Here is a 19,821-nt window from a genome sequence, read left to right on the forward strand (position 1 = left end):
GCCGAAATGGGCGGTCACGATGCCGAAACGGCCGGTCACGATGAGCCGAAATCAGCGGTCGGTCACGATGACCGAAATGACCGGTCACGATGCCGAAATCGGCGGTCACGTTGGGCCGAAATACGCACGATGTCATCGCTGCTTGAAACCATCGCGGACTTTGCGTTCGGGGTGGTGAACTTCTTCCTCACGCTGCGCGACCAGACTGCGCGGCATCGCCATGACGATCCCTTCACCGCCGAGAAGAAGGAGCTGACGCGCCTTTGGCTGTTGAGCTGCGCAGGCGCAGTCATCGTCTCGGTGGTCGCCTTCTTCGTCGGCTCTTCGCTGGATGCAGCGAGCGCGGGCGGACAGTTTGCGTTCGCAGCTGAGGCCCTGCGTCAGGGCTTGTTCTACCTGGTCGCGGCTGCCCTTTCGCTGTCGCTGCTCTGCATGGCGTACTTCGGCTATCGCCTCTGGCGCCTGGAGCGGAGCTACTGAGGACGCCACGGTCGACGGGCGCGCTGCAAGGCACCGGGCAGGCCGCGTTGGAGCGCACTGCTAGACTGAAATCGAGGTCGCGGCTTTGTCGCAACTCCCTGCTTTTCCTCCCTTGTATCTTGGCGGCTCGGACTGGCCAAGGTAGCTCGCTCCTCCCCGGGGCAACAAAGCCCGCTGCTCAGCGATGAGCGCCTTGGCCGGACCGTCTTCTCCTCAACCCGAACGGTTGTTGGAACTTGAAGTTCGCATACGCAAGGAAGGGAACGAGAGGACATGTCCGAACCTGTGTTTGTAGGAATCGACGTGGCGAGCGCGACGTTGGAAGTGGCTTGGTCGGGATGCTCGGATACCTGGCAGGTGACCAACAACGACGCCGGCATCGCCGAGCTGGGAAGGCGTATGGCTGACCTAGCTCCGACGCTGGTCGTCCTTGAAGCGACCGGCGGCTATGAGTTTTCCGCCGCATCAGCTCTGCAGTTGCAGGGCCTCGCCGTTGCAGTGGTAAATCCCCGAACGGCCCGGGACTTCGCGAGAGCCATGGGCATATTGGCCAAGACGGACGCGCTGGACGCCAAGCTTCTAGCGTCGTTCGCGCGTGTTTTGAACCAGCATCCAGAACGCGAGCGGTTCATCAAGCCTCTGCCCGACGAGGCGCGCCAGCGTTTGCAGGCGTTGGTTCAGCGTCGGCGCCAGCTGATTGAGATGCAGACAGCAGAGGAGCTGCGGCGACGGCAGTCGCACGCCGCGTCAGTAACCAGCGTCGAACGGGTGCTCGCCTTCTTGGCTGAAGAACTGGCTGACAACGAGGCTGCGGTGTCGGCCCATCTTCAGCGACACCACGCTGACCTTGCGACGGCCCTTGCGACCGTCCCCGGCGTGGGCCGAACGAGCGTCGCAGTGCTGATCGCAGACCTGCCAGAGCTCGGCAAGATAGATCGGCGCCGAATTGCCGCGTTGGTTGGCGTGGCACCGATGAATAGGGATTCCGGCCAGATGCGAGGGCAACGGTCTATCTCCGGAGGCCGCCATGAAGTGCGACGTACTCTCTACATGGCCACGCTGGTTGCGGTGAGGTTCTGCGCGACCTTTCGCGCCTTCTATGAGCGGCTGGTCGCCAGCGGCAAAGCGAAGAAGGTCGCACTGGTGGCGAGCATGCGAAAACTACTTGCGACTCTGAATTCCATCGCCAAACATGGCTCTCGCTGGAACCCCATGATGCACGACATCTAGCAGCCACTGCGTCTAACCTCGGAACGCCGTCGGGGCGGTGGGGGCATCAAGTGGCCGCAAGCCTTTCTGCCACCAACCGACGTCTCGCCAGGCGCCATGCTTGTAGCCCACGTTGCGATACACGCCGATGGCTTCGAAGCCCATCGCTTCGTGCAAGGCCACACTGCCGGCGTTCGGTAATGCAACGCCCGCAAAGGCTTGGCAGTACCCCAGTTCGGCCAGCAGCGGCAACAGGCGGCCGTACAGGGCACGACCAACGCCCTGGCCACGCATGTCCTCGCGCACATAGACGGTCGTGTCGACGGACCACTGGTAGGCAGCGCGCTCGCGGTGCTTGCTGGCATAGGCATAGCCGCATACAGCGCCGTCGGAATCCACGGCCACCAGCCATGGCAGGCTGGTGAGCGTCTTCTCGATGCGAGCGCTCGTCTCTGCTTCGTCAGGCGGCTCAGTCTCGAAAGATATGGCCGTGTGCTGCACGACAGGCGCATAGATCGCAGCGACTGCGGCGCCGTCGTTCGGGGTGGCAGTTCGTATCTTCATGCTGCGTTCCTGAAGGAGGTAGTCGGTGCTGAACCGTCGCTGCTCGGCACATGAATGAGAAGGAGCGCTGCAAGGGCGCTGAGCGCCAGCGCGGCCGAGAACCACAGTGCAGCGGCACCGAAATGAGCGAGCAGCACGCCGAACAGCCACGGGGCCAGAGCCTGTGCCAGCCGTGCCGGCAACATGAGCAGCCCTTGGCGGTGCCCGTAGCCGGCTGGTCCAAACAGCGCCAACGGCAACGTGCCCTTGGCAATGGTGAGGATGCCGTTGCCCGCGCCGTGCAGCAAGGCGAACACGGCGGCAACTGGCGCCCCCAGCACGGCCAGCAGCGCCGCGCCCAGTGGGTGCATCAACGCGGCCAGGCGCGCCGAATGCAATGGATGCAGCCTGCGAAGGAAGCCGAATTCCAATAGCCGCCCCGTAACCTGTGCCGGCCCGACCAGCGCACCGATGGCGACAACCACGCCCGGTGCCGCACCGAGCAGCGCCAGCAGTCCAGGCAGATGAGCCGCCATGGCCGTGCTGACGAACCAGGTCACGGCAAACACCCAGGCCAGCAAAACTGCAGTAGCCAGCGGCGGTTCCACCGCATCCGGCGCTGAACTGGCCGACGTGCCGCCAGCTGTCACCGCCACCGGCTGCCCCGCACGCGGCAGCCAGGCATTCAGCGGCAGCCCGAGAACCAGGTGCAGCCCGGCCCAAGCCCAACACGCACCACGCCAGCCCCAAGCATGCTCCAGCGCCGCCGTCAGCGGCCAGCCGACCGTGCTCGCGAAACCGGCGATCAGCGTGATGCCGGTGATGGCGCCGCGTGCGTCGTGGCCGTAGAGCCGCACCAACGACGCGAACGCGGCCTCGTAGAGCCCACTGCCCATCGCCAGCCCCATGACGGCCCAGGCTGCGAACAGGCTGATCGGCCCGCTCGCCACCGCCATGAGGACCAGACCGAGGGCGAACAACAGGCTGGTGGCCATCAGCACGGGCCGCCCGCCCCAGCGGTCAATGCGCTTGCCGCTGTGCGGACCGGTCAAGGCCGACACCACCAGCGCTGCCGAGAACGCCGCGAACACCGTAGGCTGCGATACGCCCAGCTCGGCCGCCATCGGCCGTGCGAGCATGGCGGGCAGGTAGTAGGACGACGCCCAGGCCAACGTCTGAGCAGTTCCCAGCGTGGCGACGACGCGCGTGCGGCTGGCAGTCATCGTCAACCGCAGCAGCGCGAGACCGGTGCGGGGGCCGGCGCTGCAACCTCAAGGGCCGCCGGCTTGGGTCCGCAGCTGCTTGGACCACACCCCCGCTTCGGCGCTGAAACCGCGACAGGAGCGGCAACGGCTTCAGGCGCTGGACCGCAGCAGCCGGTCGCGGCGCCGGTCGGCGTAAGGTTGGCCGAACAAACACCCGTCTCCGGCAATTCCAGTTCGACACGGTCCGCCGCCGCCAGGTCGCCAGCGATGGCGGCGACGACAGAACGGGCCTGCTCGAAGCCGGTAGCCATCAGGAAGGTCGGCGCGCGGCCGTAGCTCTTGACGCCCAGCGTGTAGAAGCCCGGCTCGGGATGGGCCAGCTCGCGGTGGCCGTGCGGGCGCACAGTGCCGCAGCTGTGCAGGTTCGGGTCAATCAGCGGGCCCAGGGCCTCGCTGGACTCCAGCCAGGTGTCCAGCTTCAGTCGCAGCTCGCTGGTGAGGGACAGGTCCGGCCGCTGGCCGGTGGCGCAGATGATTTCGTCGATGCCCTCCACGACGACGGGCTGTTGCTTCGCGTCCAGCCCGGTGAGGCGCAACTGATCGCCGACGCGCTCGATGTGAGTGACACGCAGGCCGCTGAAGAACTCCAACGCGCCGCCGTCGCGCAGTCGGCGCAACGACGCACCGAGTGCGCCGCGGGCCGGCAGCGCATCCGCGTCCCCGCCGCCAAAGACGCGCTGCAGGGCCGGCGAGCGAACGGCCCAGGCCAAGCGCGTGCCCGTTGACTGCTTCGCCAGATCAGCCAGCGCCAGGAGCGCATTGGCGGCCGAGTGGCCTGCGCCTACCACCAGCGTGCGCTTGCCCTCGTAGCGGCCGCGCAGCGCGCCGGCGACATCCGGGATGCCGTAGAAGATGCGGTCCCTCACCTCCGGCTCGCCGACGGCGGGCAGGCCGTTAGCGCCCACGGGGTTGGGTTGATTCCAGGTGCCGGTGGCGTCGATGACGGCGCGGGCGCGCAGCTCGTGCACCTTGCCGTTCTGCTCGTAGCGCACCAGGAAGGCCGCCTGGTCGCGGCCGGCGCTCTTGACCTTGTCGAAGCCCTCGCGGCTCACCGCCAGCACCCGTGCGCCCAGCTTGATGAACGGCGCCACCTGCTGCAACGCAGCGAACGGCTTCAGCACCCGGTCTACCACCTCACCGGCGCGCGGCAGTTCGGCCGCCGGCGGGGCGGTCCAGCCGCTCGGCGCCAGCAGCCGCGCCATGGCGTGGTCGACGTCGTACTGCCAGGGCGAGAAGAGCTGGACGTGGCCGTAGTCGCGCAGATTGGCGCCGACCTCCTCGCCGGCTTCCAGCGCCACGAAAGGCAAGCCACGCTCAACGAGCTGTGCCACTGCCGCCAGACCCACCGGGCCGGCGCCCAGGACCGCTACGGGCAGCCCCGAATCCACCGCAGCAGCTTCCCGCAGCGTCAACGACATCAACGCGGCGCAGGCCGGGCACGCGCCCTGGAACTCGGCCGAGGCCTTCAACGCCTGGGGCGCTTCCTCGATCTTCATGCGCTTGAAGCCGTACTGCGCGAAGTATTCGGGCGCCGTGACGGTCAGCAAGTACAGCGCCGCGATGTCGCGCGAGCGGGCTTCGTGCAGCAGCCGCCCGACGAGCAGCCGGCCGATGCCCTGCTTCTGCAGGCCGGGCGCGATGGCGACCGAGCGCACAAGCGCAAGCGTGCCGTAGACCTCGGCGCCGGCGCAGCCGACGACCTCGCCGTTGCTCGTGGCGAGCAGGTAGGTGGACAGGTGGGCCTGCGCGCCTTCGGTCGGCAGCTTGTTGGCCAGCAGCAGGGCTTCGACGGCGGGCCAGTCGGATGCGCCGGCCTGGCGCAGGGAGATGGAGTTGTTCAGCAGCATGGTTTGGAATCCCGTTCGGGCTCCTTCGGCTCGGGCGGCAGGCAGCACATGGCGGCCGGGTCTTCGCGCAAGGCCTTCAGGAGCGTCAGCAATGAGGTCTCGACGGCGTCGCGCTGGCGGGGGCTCAGTGAGGCCAACAGCGCCTCGGCATGGTCATCGAGGGTCTTGTTCAGCTCACGGACGGTGCGCTCGCCGTAGGCGGTGAGCGTGACGAGCCAGCTCCTTGCGTCGGACGGGTTCGGCTCCTTGGTCACCAAGCCACGGGCTGCCATGGCCTCCACGGCACGCGACACCCAGCTCTTCTCCAGGCTCACGCGCGTGCCCAGCTCCGACAGTGGCAGCGGCCCGGAGCGGCCCAGCTCGGTGAGCAAGTGACACTGGGTGCTGGTGGTGCGACAGCACTCCGCCACGACGCGCTGGGCCCGCGTGTACATGCGGGCGACTTCTCGCAGCAGGCTGCCGGGGTTCGACTCGGACACTTGGATGCGTGTAGCAACTATCTGAGCGCATCTTGAGGTCGACCTTCTTGGTTGCCAATAGCAACTACATAGCGCAAAGAAACGGGGCCTTGGCCCCGCGGCGGCATCGCGTCAGATCGCGCGCTGGTTCACGCGCTTGGACAGTTCCTCGGCGCTCTCCTTGCGCTCGCTGTAGCGGTCCACGAGGTACGGCCCGAGGTCGCGGGTCAGGAGCGTGAACTTGAACAACTCCTCCATCACGTCCACGACGCGGTCATAGAAAGACGAGGGCTTCATGCGGCCGTCCTCGGTGAACTCGGCGAAGGCCTTGGCCACCGACGACTGATTGGGGATGGTCAGCATGCGCATCCAGCGGCCCAGCACACGCATCTGGTTCACGGCGTTGAACGACTGGGAGCCGCCGGAGACCTGCATGACGGCCAGCGTCTTGCCCTGCGTCGGCCGCACGGCGCCGGACGACAGAGGAATCCAGTCGATCTGCGCCTTCATGATCCCGGTCATGGCGCCGTGGCGCTCGGGCGAGGTCCAGACCATGCCTTCGGACCAGGCGGCCAGTTCGCGCAGCTCCTGCACCTTGGGGTGCGTGTCGGGCGCGTCGTCGGGCAGCGGCAGGCCGCTGGGGTTGAAGATGCGCACCTCCGCGCCCATGGCCTCCAGCAGGCGGGCCGCCTCAAAGGTCAGCAGGCGGCTGTACGAGCGCTCGCGCAGGGACCCGTACAGCATCAGGAAGCGGGGCCGGTGCTGCGACGGCGCAGAAACGGTCAAACGCTCCTGCGTCGGCACGTCGAACAGGTCCGTGCGCAGCGCCGGGAAAGTGGCGTCAGGGAACAGCGGTTCAGACATGACGGGCCTCACCCGCAGTGGCAGAAGCGGCCGCCGCCTTGGGCGTCGTCAGCAGCTGATGAACGCCCACCGCCACGGCGGCGCCGAGCAGCTCGGCGACGACGAAGCCCAGTGCGCTCGAAGGTGCAATGCCGGCGAAGCTGTCGCTGAACATGCGGCCGAACACGGCGGCCGGGTTGGCGAAGGACGTCGACGCGGTGAACCAGTAGGCCGCGCCGATGTACGCGGCCACCATGGCAGCGACACGAGTGCTGGGCGCGCGCAGGATCACCAGCAGCAGGCCAAAGGTGGCCACGCCCTCTGCGATCCACTGGCCGGTGCCAGCGCGCAGCTTGGTGGAGAACTGCACGATGGTCATGTCGAACATGGCGTGTGCCAGCCATGCACCCAGCATCGCGCCGAGGAGCTGGGCAGTGATGTAGGGTGCCAAGGTGGCCTTGGGCAGCTCACCGCGCCAGGCCATGACCGCGCTGACGGCCGGATTGAAGTGGGCGCCGCTGACGGGGCCGAACACTTCGATGAGGATGTAAAGACCGCCCACGGTGGCCAGCGTGTTGGCCAGCAGCGCGACGGCCACGTTGCCGCCGGACAGGCGCTCGGCCATGACACCGGAGCCGATGACGACGGCCAGCAGCAAGGCCGTGCCCAGCAGTTCAGCGAAGAGCTTGCGAGACAGGTTCATTAGGTCAGCTCTTGGCAATGTCGGCCAGTGCTTGCTGCAGCTCGGCCTTGCCCATCGTGTCGAGCGGCAGCGCGAGCAGCTGCAGCATGCGGTAGCCGATGGCCTGGCGTGTCAGCTCAAAGGCGCGACGCTTGCCTTCATCGCCGCCCTCGGCGTTGGACGGGTCGGGGTAGCCCCAGTGCACCTTCACCGGCTGGCCGTTGCCACCAAAGAAGACGGGGCACTGCTCCGCCGCGGCGCTGTCGCAGACGGTGATGACGATGGACAGCGGCGGCGCTCCGTCTTGGCTGAATTGGTCCCAGCTCTTGCTGTAGTAGCCGCTGGTGTCGACGCCGGCGTTCTGCAGCGCCTCGACGGCGAAGGGGTTGATGCGGCCGCTGGGCGCGCTGCCGGCGCTGTGGGCCTGCACATCCTTGCCGAGCTTCTTGGCCCAGTGGTTAAGCATGCCCTCGCTGAGGACGCTGCGGGCGGAGTTGTGGGTGCAGAGGATGAGGACGTGGGTGGTCATGGGAAGGCTCAGCGCTTGCCGATCTGGTGGATTTCGTGCTGGATCGCCAGGGGCTCCAGCTTTTGGAGGGGCAGCGCCAGCAGCAGTTCGATGCGGCGCTTGAGGGTGATGGCAACGTCCCGGAAAGCCTGCAGCTTGGCCGCCTCGCTGCCTTCAACATGACCCGGGTCAGGCACGCCCCAATGGGCAGTCATGGGTTGACCGGGCCAGACCGGGCAAATCTCGCCGGCGGCCGAGTCGCAGACCGTGAACACGAAGTCCATGATGGGCGAGCCAGGCACAGCGAACTCGTCCCAGCTCTTGCTGCGGAAACCCTCCGTCGGGACATGCAGCGAGGCGAGCGTCTGCAGGGCCAGCGGGTTGACCGTACCGTTGGGGTGGCTGCCCGCCGAATAGGCCTTGAAGCGCCGCTCACCCAGGCTGTTCATCAGGCCCTCGGCCATGATGGAACGCGCCGAGTTGCCGGTGCAGATGAAGAGAACGTTGAAGGTGTTTTCGAGCATGGCGGTGTCCAGTCAGCAGTCGCAGGATGCGGTGGCGCTTTCCACGGCGCAGGCGGCGCCCTGGCAGCAGTTCTGGGTGAGGTAGCTCAGCAGACCGTTCATGCGCTCGTAGTTGGCGCGGTAGATCAGGTTGCGGCTGGCGCGCTCCTGCGTGACCAGGCCGGCGTTGACCAACTCCTTCAGGTGGAAGGACAGGGTCGCCGGCGGCGTGCCTAGGGCCTCGTGGATGGCGCCTGGGGTCAGGCCGGCATCGCCAACGACCACCAGCGCGCGGAAGACCTGCAGGCGCAGCGGCTGGGCCAGCGCGGCAAGACCTTTGATGACGTCGTTTTCTTCCATGATTCCATTTTTATGGAAGTCAGGAAGTTTTGCAAGCTCGCTCCAGCGGGACCAAGACCGTGCAGAAAAAACGAGGCCCCGGTCAAAGCCGGGGCCATAAAGCCTCGACGCTGTCATCACGCCGATGCTCCTGCTCAGGGAGGTAAAGCAGGGAGGCCAGCAGGCTGGCCTCAGTTGTTACTCTATCAGCGGAGCGGCACCGTCGTGCGGTCTTGCAATGTGCCATGTCCAGCCGGCCAGATTGACTTTCAAGACGGTTGCTGAGCAGGCGTCGACGCGATGACAGCAGAGACGTTCCAAGCCTCTGGCCTTCGGCCAGGGGCGTTTTTTTGGCTGCTCAGCTTCAGATGCGGAGCGGTTTGGCGGCGTCATTTGTGACGCCAGACCTTCATCGCCGAGATGGGCATGATGGCCGCAAGCCCGGACAACGCTCATATCGACAGACTGACTGGGTTTGGCATGGCGCTGTGCCTGATGGGCATGGCGGTCACCATGTTCAGTCCACGTCCACAGGTCTGCACGTCCAGTTGAAGGTCACAGGCCGGCACACAGGGTCAGTGCGATCAATCGGCTGCCAATACGCGCAGAGGCGTCAGTGCCTGTGCACAGCGCGTAGGTGCGGGCTCGGCAGTTCGGCTGACGGCGGCTCCTGGGACGCCTCTTCGAGACCCGCAAGAATGCCGCATTGATCCGCCTTTCGCACATCGCTGCAGCGCTGCCGAAGCTCTTTCAGCTGCTTCTCCAACAAGCGCAGTTCCTTGATGCGCTTGGATACATGACCAATGTGCTCATCGAGCAGCGCATTGACGTCGCCGCAGTCTTCGCCAGGCGCATCCTTGAAACGCAGAAGAGCGCGTACCTCGTCTAATGACATATCAAGGCTGCGGCAGTACCGGATGAACTGCAGGCGCTCCAAGTGGGGCGCCTCGTACACCCGAAAGTTCCCTTGTGTCCGCCCGGGAGCCGGCAGCAGACCCTCGCGCTCGTAGAAGCGGATCGTCTCTATGGGCGTTGCTGACGCGGCTGACAAGTCGCCAATCTTCATGAGTACCCCAGGGCTCGCAAGGACATAAGTGTAGAGACTTGACTCTGTAGCAGCTACAGGTTGTCAAATACTTTCTAAGCTGACGAACGAGCAAGCATGAGCACCCACGAGCACGCCCACGACGACCATGCCCACCACCACCATGAGCATGACCACGCGCATGGGGCCGGACACGACCACGGCCATGCACACCAGCAAGAGACGCCATGCTGCGGCTCGGCCCACGGCGTGGAGACCAAGTCCCCAGTCGTCGCGACGTCCGGCGGCCTGCTGCTGCGCATCCCCGCCATGGATTGCCCAACCGAGGAAGGGCAGATACGGCGCGCGCTGGAGCGCTTCCCCGAAGTGCGCGGGTTGCGGTTCGATCTGCCTGCGCGCGCGTTGGACGTCAACGCACCGCAGGCGGTCTGGGAGCCGGTGATTGCCGCCATCAACGGCATCGGCTTCAAGACGGAGACGCTGTCGGCGCCGCCTCCCGCCGAGGACACCGCCAAGGCCCAGCGCGCTGAGTTGATCCGCCTGGTTGCGGCGCTGCTCGTTGCAATCGCTGCTGAACTGGTCCACTTCTTCGCGCCGGAGACGCTGGTCTGGAAGGTGGCCGGTATGGCCGTCGCGACAGGTGCCATCGCGCTGTCCGGCCTCGCCGTGTTCCGCAAAGGCCTGTCGTCGCTCCTGCGCGGCCAGCTCAACATCAACGCACTGATGTCGGTGGCTGTTGCCGGCGCCTTTGCCATCGGGCAATGGCCCGAAGCGGCAATGGTGATGGCGCTGTATTCCTTGGCTGAACTCATCGAGGCGCGCTCGGTCGAGCGGGCGCGCAACGCCATCACCGGGCTGTTGGCGTTGTCACCGCCCCAGGTGGAAGTGCGCCAAGCCGATGGCACTTGGGCCAGCGTGGATGCAAAGACCGTGGCCGTCGGTGCGACGGCCCGCGTCAAGCCTGGCGAACGATTCGCCCTTGACGGCCGAGTCACCTCCGGCGAGGGCGCCGTCGATCAGTCCCCCGTCACTGGCGAGAGCATCCCGGTGGATAAGGCACCGGGCGATGACGTCTTTGCTGGGACCATCAACCAGGCTGGCGCGCTCGAGTTCGAAGTGACCAAGCCCGCCAGCGACACGGTGCTGGCGCGCATCATCCATGCCGTCGAGGAAGCCCAAGGCCAGCGCGCGCCAACCCAGCGCTTCGTCGACAAGTTCGCCGCCATCTACACGCCGGCCATCTTCCTGCTGGCGCTGGCGGTCGCAGTGGGGACGCCGTTCCTCATGGGCTGGCCGTGGCTGACGGCGGTCTACAAGGCCCTCGTCCTGCTCGTCATCGCCTGCCCCTGCGCGCTCGTCATCTCTACGCCCGTGACTGTGGTCAGCGGCCTGGCGGCGGCGGCCCGTCGCGGCATCCTCATCAAGGGTGGCGTGCACCTCGAGGAGGCCCGCAAGCTCAAGGTGGTTGCGCTGGACAAGACCGGTACGCTGACCGAAGGCAAGCCGCGCCTCGTAGCGCAAGCGGCGTTGTCTCAGACATTGCCTGAAGCCGAGGTGATGCTGATTGCCAAGAGCTTGGCATGCCGTTCTGACCACCCGGTGTCCAAGGCCGTCGCGTCCGGACTGGACGGAGAACCACTGCCCGTCGAAGCCTTCGGCGCCGACCTGGGCCGAGGCGTTCACGGCACCGTCAATGGCCGCCAATACATCCTAGGCAATCACCGCTGGGTTCATGAGCGAGGCCTGTGCTCCGCCGAGCTGGAGGCGCGGCTTGAGGAGCACGAGGCGCAGGGGCGCACGCTGTCCTTGCTGGCGGACCAAGAGCGCGTCCTAGGGCTTTTTGCGGTCGCCGACACCGTCAAGGAGACCAGCAGGCAGGCCGTCGCTGACCTCAAGACCCTGGGCATCCACTCCATCATGCTGACCGGTGACAACCCGTCCACGGCGAAGGCGATTGCCAGCCAGGTTGGCATCGACGAAGTTCAGGCCAATCTGCTGCCCGAGGACAAGCTCAAGGTGATTTCCGAGCTGGGTCAAACCCATCAGACGGGCATGGTCGGCGATGGCGTCAACGATTCACCGAGCTTGGCTGCGGCCGCCGTGGGTTTCTCGATGGGCGGCGCCGGCACCGATACGGCCAAGGAAGCGGCCGACGTGCTCATCATGAACGACGACCTGCGAAAGGTTCCTGAGACCATCCGGTTGTCCCAGCGCACCTACGCCATCCTTTGGCAGAACATCGTCTTGGCGCTTGGCATCAAGGCCGTGTTTTTCGTGCTGGCGGTGTTCGGCAGTGCCACGATGTGGATGGCGGTCTTCGCCGACATGGGCGCGAGCCTGCTGGTGGTTTTCAACGGGTTGCGTCTTCTCCGGGTCTCGACCCGCCACTGACTGTCACGGTCCCGCAGCGATACTTAGGCCATGTACCGGCTCGTCGCAATGCTGCTCGCTTTGCTACTGCCGCTCCAATTCGCTTGGGGCGCAGCGGCTGTGTATTGCCAGCATGAGACTGGCGTGCAGTCTGCCAAGCATGTGGGCCACCATGCTCATGAACACAAGGCGGACGAAGGCACTGAGAAGCCCGCGAGCGCGAAGCTCGCTGTCGACAACGACTGCACGGCTTGCCATGCCACCTGCTCTGCAATGGCTTGCGAGGCTCCGGCCAGCATGGAGGCGCTTGCTCTGACGAGTCGCCTCGACATTCCCACCTTCGACGCTCATGCGTCCGCGCCCACCAGGGCGCCAGACCGCCCTCAGTGGCGCCGTCTCGCCTAGCCGGCGAGACAGGAGGACTTCCAACCACACCCGTCTCGCCGAATCCCTGGTTTCAACCTATGAGATTCGATGAGAAGAATTCTTTGGCCGCTCGGGCTGGCGGCCGCATTGCTCAGCCCTTTTACCGTCCGCGCCCAACTGGCGACAAACACGGCGGCAGACAGCCTCACCCTTGAACAGGCGCTCGAGCTGGCGACGTCGCGAAGCTTCGTGGTGTCGGCGGCGCAGCGAGAGCTTGAGGCCCAGGACGGCTCCGTCCGGCAGGCTGGCGCGTTCCGCAACCCGGAACTCGCTGCAAGCGTCGAGGACACCCGTAGCGCGACGCGAACGACAACCACGACGCTGAACATTCCGTTGGAGCTGGGCGGCAAGCGCACCGCCCGCGTGAACGCGGCTCAGCGCTCGCGTGACCTCGCCCAGGTCGAGCTGGCCAACGCAAAGGCCCAGGTTCGTTCATCGGCCATCGCGGCGTACTTCGCAGTGCTCGCAGCTCAGGAGCGCTCGAAGCTGGCCACCAACTCGGCAGACCTCGCCACGAGTGGCGCACAGGCTGTATCCAAGCGCGTAGCGGCCGGCAAGGTCTCGCCGGTGGACGCCACCCGCGCCCAGGTCGACCAAGCCAACACGCAGCTCGAGCTCGCTGAAGCGCAAGCGGAGCTGTCCACTGCCCGCCATGCTCTGGCCAACCTCTGGGGGGATGCAGAGCCACGGTTCGTTCGCGTCGGAGGAGACATCAACGCCATTCCTGAGCGTGCGCCCCTTCCCGAGCTGATGGGCCGGCTCGAGGAGGCTCCGGCGCTGCTGGCCGCCCGTACCGAGGTGGAGCGCCGCAAGGCGCTGGTGGATGTCGAGCGCAGCAAGGCGACGCCGGACGTGACGCTGAGCGTTGGCGCGAAGCGCGACAACGAATTGGGACGCACGCAGGCCATCGTCGGTCTGTCCATCCCGTTGCCGCTCTTTGACCGCAACCAAGGCGCGGTCTACGAGGCCAACAAGCGAGCGGACAAGGCGGAGGATGAGTTCCAGGCCGCGCGCCTGCGCGTCCTTGCTGACCTGCAGACGGCGGCAGCGCAGTTGTCCATTGCTCGCACATCGCTGCAGACGCTGCAGTCGACGGTCCTGCCCGCTGCACAGCAGGCCTACGACTCGGCCAGCAAGGGCTTCGAGGCCGGCAAGTTCGGTTTCCTTGACGTCATCGACGCGCAGCGCTCCCTGCTGCAAGCCCGGGCGCGCTACCTGAGCACGCTCTCCAACGCATACCAGGCCGCCACGGCCATCGACCGCCTGCTCGGTCGCTGAGAACGGAACACCAACATGGCAATCACGAAGAAACAGCGCATCGCGATGGCGGTCATCGTCCTGGTCGGCGTCATGGCCGGCGGCGGACTGCTGCTCACCGAACGGCACAAGACCGGCGAAGAAGCCGAACAGGCCCAAAACACCAATGAGGCCGGCTACGCGCACAAGGAGGGTGACGACGACAAGAAGGCCGCCCCGGCTGCCAAGGAAGCGCACGAGGAGCATGAAGATCGCGCGGTCAAGCTGACCGAGGAACAAGTCAAGAAGGCTGGCATCGCGGTGCAAGTCGCGGGCCCGGCGAAGCTTCAGGCTGCCGCCGAGTTCACCGGCGAAATCCGCTTCAACGAGGACCGCACGGCCCACGTCGTGCCGCGCCTGGCGGGTGTGGCCGAACAAGTCGTCGCCAATCTCGGCCAGTCGGTGCGCAAGGGTGAGGTCCTGGCCGTCATTGCCAGCAACTCGCTGTCAGAGCAACGCAGCGAGCTGCTGACCGCCCAGGAGCGCCGCGATGCGGCCCGCGTCACCTACGAGCGCGAGAAGAAGCTCTGGCAGGAGAAGATTTCTGCGGAGCAGGACTACCTGCAGGCCCAGTCTGCCCTGCGTGAAGCGGACATCGCGTTCCGCAATGCGACCCAGAAGCTCGCGGCCGTAGGTGCCACCGGTTCGTCGGCCAACCTCAATCGCTTCGAGCTGCGCGCGCCCTTCGACGGCACGGTGGTCGAGAAGCACCTGGCGCTCGGAGAGGCGGTCAAGGAAGACGCCAGCATCTTCACCGTCTCCGACCTCCGGTCGGTCTGGGCGGAGTTCAACGTCGCGCCCAAGGACCTGGCCACCGTTCGCGTGGGTCAGCGTGTCTCGGTCTCGTCGACTGCGTTCGAGAGCAAGGTGGAAGGCACCATCTCCTACGTCGGCGCGCTGCTGGGCGAACAGACCCGCACCGCCCGTGCCCGCGTGACGCTGACCAATCCCGATGGCGCCTGGCGCCCCGGCCTCTTCGTCACTGTCGCCGTGTACGGCGAGAACCAGGACGTCCCTCTGACGGTGCCGGCCGATGCGGTCCAGACCATCGAGAACCAGGCCATGGTCTTCAAGGCCGTGTCCGGCGGATTCGAGGCGGTGGCCGTCAAGGTGGGCCGCTCCGACGGTCGCACGGTCGAGGTGCTCAGCGGCCTCAAGGCCGGCGACCAGGTCGCGTCCAAGAACACCTTCGTCCTCAAGTCCGAGCTGGGCAAAGCCAGCGCGGGCCACGAACACTGAACGGGAGGACGGACATGTTTGAACGCATCATCCGCTTCTGCATCGAGCAGCGTTGGCTGGTCATGCTGGCCGTGCTGGCCATGGCAGCCCTCGGAGCCTACAGCTACACCAAGCTGCCCATCGACGCCGTCGTCGACATCTCCAACGTGCAGGTCGTCGTCAACAGCCAGGCACCGGGCTATTCGCCGCTGGAGACCGAGCAGCGCGTCACCTATCCCATCGAGACGGTCATGGCCGGCCTGCCTGGCCTGGAACAGACGCGCTCCCTGTCGCGCTACGGCCTGTCCCAGGTCACCGTCATCTTCAAGGACGGCACCGACATCTACTTCGCGCGGCAGCTCGTCAACCAGCGCCTGCAGGAGGCGCGCGAGCGGCTGCCTGACGGCGTGACGCCGAGCATGGGACCCATCTCCACGGGCCTTGGAGAAATCTACCTGTGGACCGTCGAAGCGGTGAAGGGCGCGAAGAAGCCCGACGGCACGGCCTACACGCCCACCGACCTGCGTGAAATCCAGGACTGGGTCGTCAAGCCGCAGCTGCGCAACGTGCCAGGCGTCACTGAAATCAACTCCATCGGCGGCTTCGCGAAGCAGTACGTCGTGGCACCCAACCTCGAGCGCCTCGGCGCCTTCGGCCTCAGTCTGGCCGACGTCGTCAACGCGCTGGAGAAGAACAACTCCAACCTCGGCGCTGGCTACATCGAGCGGCGCGGCGAGCAGTACCTTGTGCGCGCGCCTGGCCAGGTCAAGTCCATCGAGGACATTGGCGAAATCATCATCGGCACGGCACAGGGTCAGCCCATCCGCGTCCGCGACGTCGCTGCCGTCGAGCTGGGTCGGGAGCTGCGCACCGGCGCGGCCACCGAGAACGGCCAGGAGGTGGTGCTCGGCACTGTCTTCATGCTGATGGGCGAGAACAGCCGCACCGTCTCGCGAGCCGTGGACAAGCAGATGGAGGCCATCAACAAGACGCTGCCCGCTGGCGTCAAGGCCGTCACCGTCTACGACCGGACCACGCTTGTCGACAAGGCCATCAAAACCGTTCAAAAGAACCTGGTGGAAGGCGCACTGCTGGTTATCGCGGTGCTGTTCGCCTTCCTTGGTAACTTCCGGGCGGCGCTCATCACGGCCATGGTCATCCCGCTGTCGATGCTCTTCACCTTCACGGGCATGGTGAAGTACGGCATCAGCGCCAACCTGATGAGCCTGGGCGCTTTGGACTTCGGCATCATCGTGGACGGCGCAGTGGTCATCATCGAGAACGCTGTGCGCCGACTGGCGCACGTCCAGGCGCACAAGGGCCGGGCGCTAACGCGCGCGGAGCGCTTCCACGAGGTGTTCGCGGCAGCCAAGGAAGCTCGCCGGCCCCTGCTCTTCGGGCAGCTCATCATCATGGTGGTCTACGTGCCCATCCTTGCCCTCACCGGCGTGGAGGGCAAGATGTTCCATCCCATGGCCTACACGGTGCTGCTCGCGCTGCTCGGTGCGATGGTGCTGTCTGTGACCTTTGTCCCTGCTGCCGTGGCACTGTTTATCGGCGAACGGGTGACCGAGAAGGAGAACCGCCTGATGGAGTGGGCCAAGCGCCGCTACGAGCCCGCGCTCAAAGCGACGCTGGGCAACGCGCCTGTGGTGATGACCTTCGCGACCGTCATGGTGGCCCTCTCCGTCATCGTGGCCACCAAGCTGGGCAGCGAGTTCGTGCCCAATCTCAACGAGGGCGACTTCGCCATTCAGGCGCTGCGCATCCCGGGCACGAGCCTGACGCAGTCGGTGGAGATGCAAAAGCAGCTCGAGGCGACGCTCAAGGCGAAGTTCCCTGAGATTGAGCGCATCTTTGCGCGCACCGGCACGGCCGAGATTGCTGCAGACCCGATGCCGCCGAACATCAGCGATGGCTACATCATGCTCAAGCCGATGGACCAGTGGCCCGAGCCTCGCAAGACGCGCGACGAGCTTCTTGCGGCCATCCGCGATGAAGCCGCCACAGTGCCTGGCAACAACTACGAGTTCTCGCAGCCCATCCAGCTCCGCTTCAACGAACTCATCAGCGGCGTGCGCTCGGATGTGGCCGTCAAGGTCTTCGGTGACGACAACGACCTGCTCAACGATACGGCCAACCGCATCGCGGCCACGCTGCAGAAGGTGCCGGGTGCCACCGAGGTCAAGGTCGAGCAGACGACGGGCCTGCCGATGCTCTCGGTCAACATCGACCGTGCCAAGGCCACGCGCTACGGCCTGAACATGACCGACGTGCAGGAGGCCGTGGCTACGGCCGTGGGCGGTCGAGAAGCCGGCACCTTCTTCCAGGGTGACCGGCGCTTCGACATCCTGGTGCGGCTGCCTGAAGACGTGCGACAGGACGTCGAGGCGCTCAAGCGCCTTCCCATCCCGTTGCCGAAATCGGGGGCTGAAGGCCGCGCTTCATACATCCCGCTTGGCGAAGTCGCGGCTCTTGAAGTTGCACCCGGACCCAACCAGGTTTCCCGTGAGAACGGCAAGCGCCGGGTGGTGGTCAGCGCCAACGTGACGGGCCGCGACCTCGGTTCGTTCGTCGCCGACGCGCAGGCTGCGATGGCGAGCGTGAAGGTGCCGACGGGCTACTGGACCGCCTGGGGCGGGACGTTCGAGCAGTTGCAGTCCGCGTCCCAGCGTCTCCAAGTCGTGGTGCCGCTGGCGCTGGCCATGGTGTTCCTGCTTCTCTTCACCATGTTCGGCAACGCCAAGGACGGCCTCCTGGTCTTCACGGGCATCCCGTTTGCGCTCACCGGCGGCGTCCTGGCGCTGTGGCTGCGGGGCATTCCGCTGTCGATTTCGGCGGCGGTCGGCTTCATTGCCTTGTCCGGTGTCGCCGTGCTCAACGGGCTGGTGATGCTGTCGTTCATCCGCAGCCTTCGCGAGGAAGGCAAGAGCCTCGACGACGCCATCTGGGAAGGCGCGCTGACCCGGTTGCGTCCCGTGCTGATGACGGCCTTGGTCGCCTCGCTCGGCTTTGCGCCTATGGCAATCGCCACTGGCACTGGTGCGGAAGTGCAGCGGCCGCTGGCAACGGTGGTCATCGGAGGCATCTTGTCGTCGACCGCGCTCACCCTGCTTGTACTGCCGTTGCTGTATCGGTGGGCACACCGACGGGATGACGACGAAGTCGAAGCACCTGCTGCGACCTTAGTGAACGCCTAAGGAGAAATGACGATGTCGCACGACCACGCTCACGGGTCAGCAGGCCACGACCACACAGCGGGCGCTAACCAGCGCTCGCTGAAGATTGCCTTCGGGCTCACGACGGTGTTCCTGTTCGTCGAGCTGGTCGGCGGCATCGTGTCGCAGAGCCTTGCGCTCATCTCGGATGCGGCGCACATGTTCACGGACGTCGCGGCGCTGGCCATCGCGCTCGCGGCCATCCGGATAGCGAAGCGTCCGGCCGATGCCCGAAGGACCTTCGGTTATCACCGCTTCGAAATCCTGGCTGCAGCGTTCAACGCCATGCTGCTGTTCGGGGTGGCCGTCTACATCCTCTACGAGGCCTACCTGCGCATCAAGGCGCCGCCGGAAATCCAGTCGACGGCGATGCTCGTCATCGCAGTCGTTGGCCTGCTGGTCAACCTCATCAGCATGCGCGTTCTTCAGGGCGGCCAGGAGTCGAGCCTGAACGTGAAGGGTGCCTACCTCGAGGTGTGGGCCGACATGATTGGCTCCGTCGGCGTCATCGTCGGGGCGGTCATCCTGAAGTTCACAGGCTGGGCCTGGGTCGACTCAGCGGTCGCCATCCTCATCGGCCTGTGGGTCGTGCCTCGGACTTGGACGTTGCTCAAGTCGAGCATCAACATCCTGTTGGAAGGGGTGCCCGAAGACGTTGACATGGTCGAGCTGAAAAAGCTCCTGTTGGCCGTTCCGTGCGTCAAGAGCCTCCACGACTTGCACGTCTGGGCGGTCACGAGCGGCAAGAGCACGCTCACAGTCCACCTGGTGACGGAGCCGGAAGTGAACGTCGAAAAGCAAGTCCTTCCCGAGGTGCGCAGGCGCCTGGCGGAGACCTTCGGCATCCACCACATCACCGTGCAGTGCGAGCTGGAGCCTTGTGGCCAGACCGACGAGGGGGATCATTTCAAGAGCGCTACCGCCGCGCTCGCCGAGGAGCATGACGAGAAGAGCCATTCACACCAAGGCCATGAGCACTGAAATTTGCGACTGTTTTTATCGAACTGGCGTGGGGTGACCACGCATGCAGGCGCCGGTGGGCAACTGCTTGGTGTGGTCCTAACGCCGAGCTGCTGCCAGACCTGGCCGGGAGGCCCGCCCCTCTATCCGCAGCACCGTGCTGCGCCTACAACCTGAGCTTTCTCTGCCGGCAAGGCCAAGTCCTCCAGGATGGTGCAGTCGACTGCCGGGCCGCCCGAACAGGCGGTATCGCAACTGCAGACGAAAGCGCTCAGGTTGGCTTCGAGCGCCTTCAGCTCCTCAAGCTTCTGCTGCACCTGCGCCAGGTGGGCGGCGGCGATGTCGCGCACTTCGGCGCACGGGCGGTCAGGCTGGTCGACGAGCCCGACCAGTTCCCGCACTTGCTCGATGGAAAAGCCGAAGTCTCGGCAGCGGCGGATGAAGACGAGGCGTCGGACGGTCGCCTCGTCATAGCTGCGTTGGCCGGCTTCTGTTCTCGCGGCCGGTGGCAGGAGACCAATGTCTTCGTAGTACCGAACCGTGGGCACCGTCGCGCCGGTACGGCGGGCAACAAGCCCGATGGAGAGTCTTGCACTCATGCCGCCATCCTA

General features: G+C 65.8%; 19 protein-coding genes. 8 read left to right on the forward strand and 11 right to left on the reverse strand.

Translation table 11 applies throughout. From position 1 onward, the window contains the following. Positions 1 to 480, forward strand: a 480-nt coding sequence (locus ACG04R_RS27630) for a hypothetical protein (protein WP_394417752.1), incomplete at its 5' end; no start/stop codon positions are given. A gap of 273 nt (positions 481 to 753) precedes the next feature. After that, entirely contained in the window at positions 754 to 1,710 is a 957-nt protein-coding gene (locus ACG04R_RS27635; protein ID WP_394417754.1) for an IS110 family transposase, read from the forward strand. Positions 1,711 to 1,722: 12 nt separating this feature from the next. Here the strand turns inward: ACG04R_RS27635 and ACG04R_RS27640 are convergent, their stop codons facing one another. From ACG04R_RS27640 to cadR, 10 genes are all read right to left on the reverse strand, one after another. After that, positions 1,723 to 2,253, reverse strand: a complete 531-nt coding sequence (locus tag ACG04R_RS27640) for an arsinothricin resistance N-acetyltransferase ArsN1 family B (RefSeq protein ID WP_394417757.1) — start codon at positions 2,251 to 2,253, stop codon at positions 1,723 to 1,725. Continuing rightward, on the reverse strand, positions 2,250 to 3,455 hold the full coding sequence (locus ACG04R_RS27645; RefSeq protein ID WP_394417760.1) for an MFS transporter: 1,206 nt from the start codon (positions 3,453 to 3,455) through the stop codon (positions 2,250 to 2,252). Before ACG04R_RS27645 ends, ACG04R_RS27640 begins: the two co-directional genes overlap by 4 nt. A 2-nt stretch (positions 3,456 to 3,457) precedes the next feature. Then, positions 3,458 to 5,344 carry an arsenic resistance N-acetyltransferase ArsN2 gene (gene arsN2, locus ACG04R_RS27650; protein ID WP_394417763.1) on the reverse strand — a complete coding sequence of 629 codons (1,887 nt, stop codon included), beginning with the start codon at positions 5,342 to 5,344 and terminating at the stop codon, positions 3,458 to 3,460. Next, positions 5,335 to 5,823 (reverse strand): MarR family winged helix-turn-helix transcriptional regulator, encoded by a 489-nt coding sequence (locus ACG04R_RS27655; RefSeq protein WP_394417766.1) that lies wholly within the window; start codon positions 5,821 to 5,823, stop codon positions 5,335 to 5,337. Before ACG04R_RS27655 ends, arsN2 begins: the two co-directional genes overlap by 10 nt. A 111-nt stretch (positions 5,824 to 5,934) precedes the next feature. Continuing rightward, positions 5,935 to 6,666 (reverse strand): arsenical resistance protein ArsH, encoded by a 732-nt coding sequence (gene arsH, locus ACG04R_RS27660; protein WP_394417769.1) that lies wholly within the window; start codon positions 6,664 to 6,666, stop codon positions 5,935 to 5,937. Further along, the gene (locus ACG04R_RS27665) at positions 6,659 to 7,348 is read right to left on the reverse strand and encodes an aquaporin (protein WP_394417772.1); all 690 of its coding nucleotides are present in this window, start codon (positions 7,346 to 7,348) and stop codon (positions 6,659 to 6,661) included. The genes arsH and ACG04R_RS27665 overlap by 8 nt, the downstream gene beginning before the upstream one ends. Before the next feature lie 4 nt (positions 7,349 to 7,352). Then, positions 7,353 to 7,856 carry an arsenate reductase ArsC gene (locus tag ACG04R_RS27670; RefSeq protein WP_394417775.1) on the reverse strand — a complete coding sequence of 168 codons (504 nt, stop codon included), beginning with the start codon at positions 7,854 to 7,856 and terminating at the stop codon, positions 7,353 to 7,355. Between the two features lie 8 nt (positions 7,857 to 7,864). Further along, positions 7,865 to 8,359 (reverse strand): arsenate reductase ArsC, encoded by a 495-nt coding sequence (locus ACG04R_RS27675; protein ID WP_394417779.1) that lies wholly within the window; start codon positions 8,357 to 8,359, stop codon positions 7,865 to 7,867. Positions 8,360 to 8,371: 12 nt separating this feature from the next. After that, positions 8,372 to 8,698: an ArsR/SmtB family transcription factor gene (locus ACG04R_RS27680; RefSeq protein WP_394417782.1), complete on the reverse strand. Its 327-nt coding sequence runs from the start codon at positions 8,696 to 8,698 to the stop codon at positions 8,372 to 8,374. 592 nt (positions 8,699 to 9,290) lie between these two features. After that, entirely contained in the window at positions 9,291 to 9,743 is a 453-nt protein-coding gene (cadR, locus tag ACG04R_RS27685) for a Cd(II)/Pb(II)-responsive transcriptional regulator (RefSeq protein WP_394417785.1), read from the reverse strand. Between the two features lie 96 nt (positions 9,744 to 9,839). Between cadR and ACG04R_RS27690 the strand changes: the two genes are divergently transcribed. The 6 genes from ACG04R_RS27690 to ACG04R_RS27715 all read left to right on the forward strand — a co-directional run bounded on the left by ACG04R_RS27690 (position 9,840) and on the right by ACG04R_RS27715 (position 19,231). Continuing rightward, positions 9,840 to 12,113: a heavy metal translocating P-type ATPase gene (locus ACG04R_RS27690; protein WP_394417788.1), complete on the forward strand. Its 2,274-nt coding sequence runs from the start codon at positions 9,840 to 9,842 to the stop codon at positions 12,111 to 12,113. Between the two features lie 30 nt (positions 12,114 to 12,143). Next, complete coding sequence (czcI, locus tag ACG04R_RS27695) at positions 12,144 to 12,497, forward strand: cation efflux protein, CzcI family (protein ID WP_394417791.1); 354 nt, start codon at positions 12,144 to 12,146, stop codon at positions 12,495 to 12,497. 69 nt (positions 12,498 to 12,566) lie between these two features. Beyond that, positions 12,567 to 13,796 carry a TolC family protein gene (locus tag ACG04R_RS27700; protein WP_394417795.1) on the forward strand — a complete coding sequence of 410 codons (1,230 nt, stop codon included), beginning with the start codon at positions 12,567 to 12,569 and terminating at the stop codon, positions 13,794 to 13,796. Positions 13,797 to 13,811: 15 nt separating this feature from the next. Then, positions 13,812 to 15,053, forward strand: coding sequence for an efflux RND transporter periplasmic adaptor subunit (locus ACG04R_RS27705; protein WP_394417798.1), 1,242 nt, complete (start codon positions 13,812 to 13,814; stop codon positions 15,051 to 15,053). 14 nt (positions 15,054 to 15,067) lie between these two features. Continuing rightward, a complete protein-coding gene (locus ACG04R_RS27710; protein WP_394417801.1) occupies positions 15,068 to 18,232 on the forward strand; it encodes a CusA/CzcA family heavy metal efflux RND transporter in 3,165 nt (1,054 codons plus the stop codon). Positions 18,233 to 18,244: 12 nt separating this feature from the next. After that, positions 18,245 to 19,231: a cation diffusion facilitator family transporter gene (locus tag ACG04R_RS27715; RefSeq protein WP_394417804.1), complete on the forward strand. Its 987-nt coding sequence runs from the start codon at positions 18,245 to 18,247 to the stop codon at positions 19,229 to 19,231. 122 nt (positions 19,232 to 19,353) lie between these two features. Here ACG04R_RS27715 and ACG04R_RS27720 read toward each other — a convergent pair whose 3' ends face one another. Next, on the reverse strand, positions 19,354 to 19,809 hold the full coding sequence (locus tag ACG04R_RS27720) for a MerR family transcriptional regulator (RefSeq protein WP_394417807.1): 456 nt from the start codon (positions 19,807 to 19,809) through the stop codon (positions 19,354 to 19,356). Positions 19,810 to 19,821: the final 12 nt, after the last annotated feature.

This window comes from Pelomonas candidula, from assembly GCF_043555985.1.
GTDB classification, from domain to species: domain Bacteria; phylum Pseudomonadota; class Gammaproteobacteria; order Burkholderiales; family Burkholderiaceae_C; genus Pelomonas; species Pelomonas candidula.

Bases quoted from the DNA above. Each gene is read 5' to 3' on its own strand.
- ACG04R_RS27635 (WP_394417754.1), top strand. From the start codon at position 754: ATGTCCGAACCTGTGTTTGTAGGAATCGACGTGGCGAGCGCGACGTTG.
- ACG04R_RS27715 (WP_394417804.1), top strand. From the start codon at position 18,245: ATGTCGCACGACCACGCTCACGGGTCAGCAGGCCACGACCACACAGCG.
- ACG04R_RS27710 (WP_394417801.1), top strand. From the start codon at position 15,068: ATGTTTGAACGCATCATCCGCTTCTGCATCGAGCAGCGTTGGCTGGTC.
- cadR (WP_394417785.1), bottom strand. From the start codon at position 9,743: ATGAAGATTGGCGACTTGTCAGCCGCGTCAGCAACGCCCATAGAGACG.
- ACG04R_RS27640 (WP_394417757.1), bottom strand. From the start codon at position 2,253: ATGAAGATACGAACTGCCACCCCGAACGACGGCGCCGCAGTCGCTGCG.
- czcI (WP_394417791.1), top strand. From the start codon at position 12,144: ATGTACCGGCTCGTCGCAATGCTGCTCGCTTTGCTACTGCCGCTCCAA.
- ACG04R_RS27645 (WP_394417760.1), bottom strand. From the start codon at position 3,455: ATGACTGCCAGCCGCACGCGCGTCGTCGCCACGCTGGGAACTGCTCAG.
- ACG04R_RS27690 (WP_394417788.1), top strand. From the start codon at position 9,840: ATGAGCACCCACGAGCACGCCCACGACGACCATGCCCACCACCACCAT.
- ACG04R_RS27705 (WP_394417798.1), top strand. From the start codon at position 13,812: ATGGCAATCACGAAGAAACAGCGCATCGCGATGGCGGTCATCGTCCTG.
- arsN2 (WP_394417763.1), bottom strand. From the start codon at position 5,344: ATGCTGCTGAACAACTCCATCTCCCTGCGCCAGGCCGGCGCATCCGAC.
- arsH (WP_394417769.1), bottom strand. From the start codon at position 6,666: ATGTCTGAACCGCTGTTCCCTGACGCCACTTTCCCGGCGCTGCGCACG.
- ACG04R_RS27700 (WP_394417795.1), top strand. From the start codon at position 12,567: ATGAGAAGAATTCTTTGGCCGCTCGGGCTGGCGGCCGCATTGCTCAGC.
- ACG04R_RS27675 (WP_394417779.1), bottom strand. From the start codon at position 8,359: ATGCTCGAAAACACCTTCAACGTTCTCTTCATCTGCACCGGCAACTCG.
- ACG04R_RS27680 (WP_394417782.1), bottom strand. From the start codon at position 8,698: ATGGAAGAAAACGACGTCATCAAAGGTCTTGCCGCGCTGGCCCAGCCG.
- ACG04R_RS27670 (WP_394417775.1), bottom strand. From the start codon at position 7,856: ATGACCACCCACGTCCTCATCCTCTGCACCCACAACTCCGCCCGCAGC.
- ACG04R_RS27720 (WP_394417807.1), bottom strand. From the start codon at position 19,809: ATGAGTGCAAGACTCTCCATCGGGCTTGTTGCCCGCCGTACCGGCGCG.
- ACG04R_RS27665 (WP_394417772.1), bottom strand. From the start codon at position 7,348: ATGAACCTGTCTCGCAAGCTCTTCGCTGAACTGCTGGGCACGGCCTTG.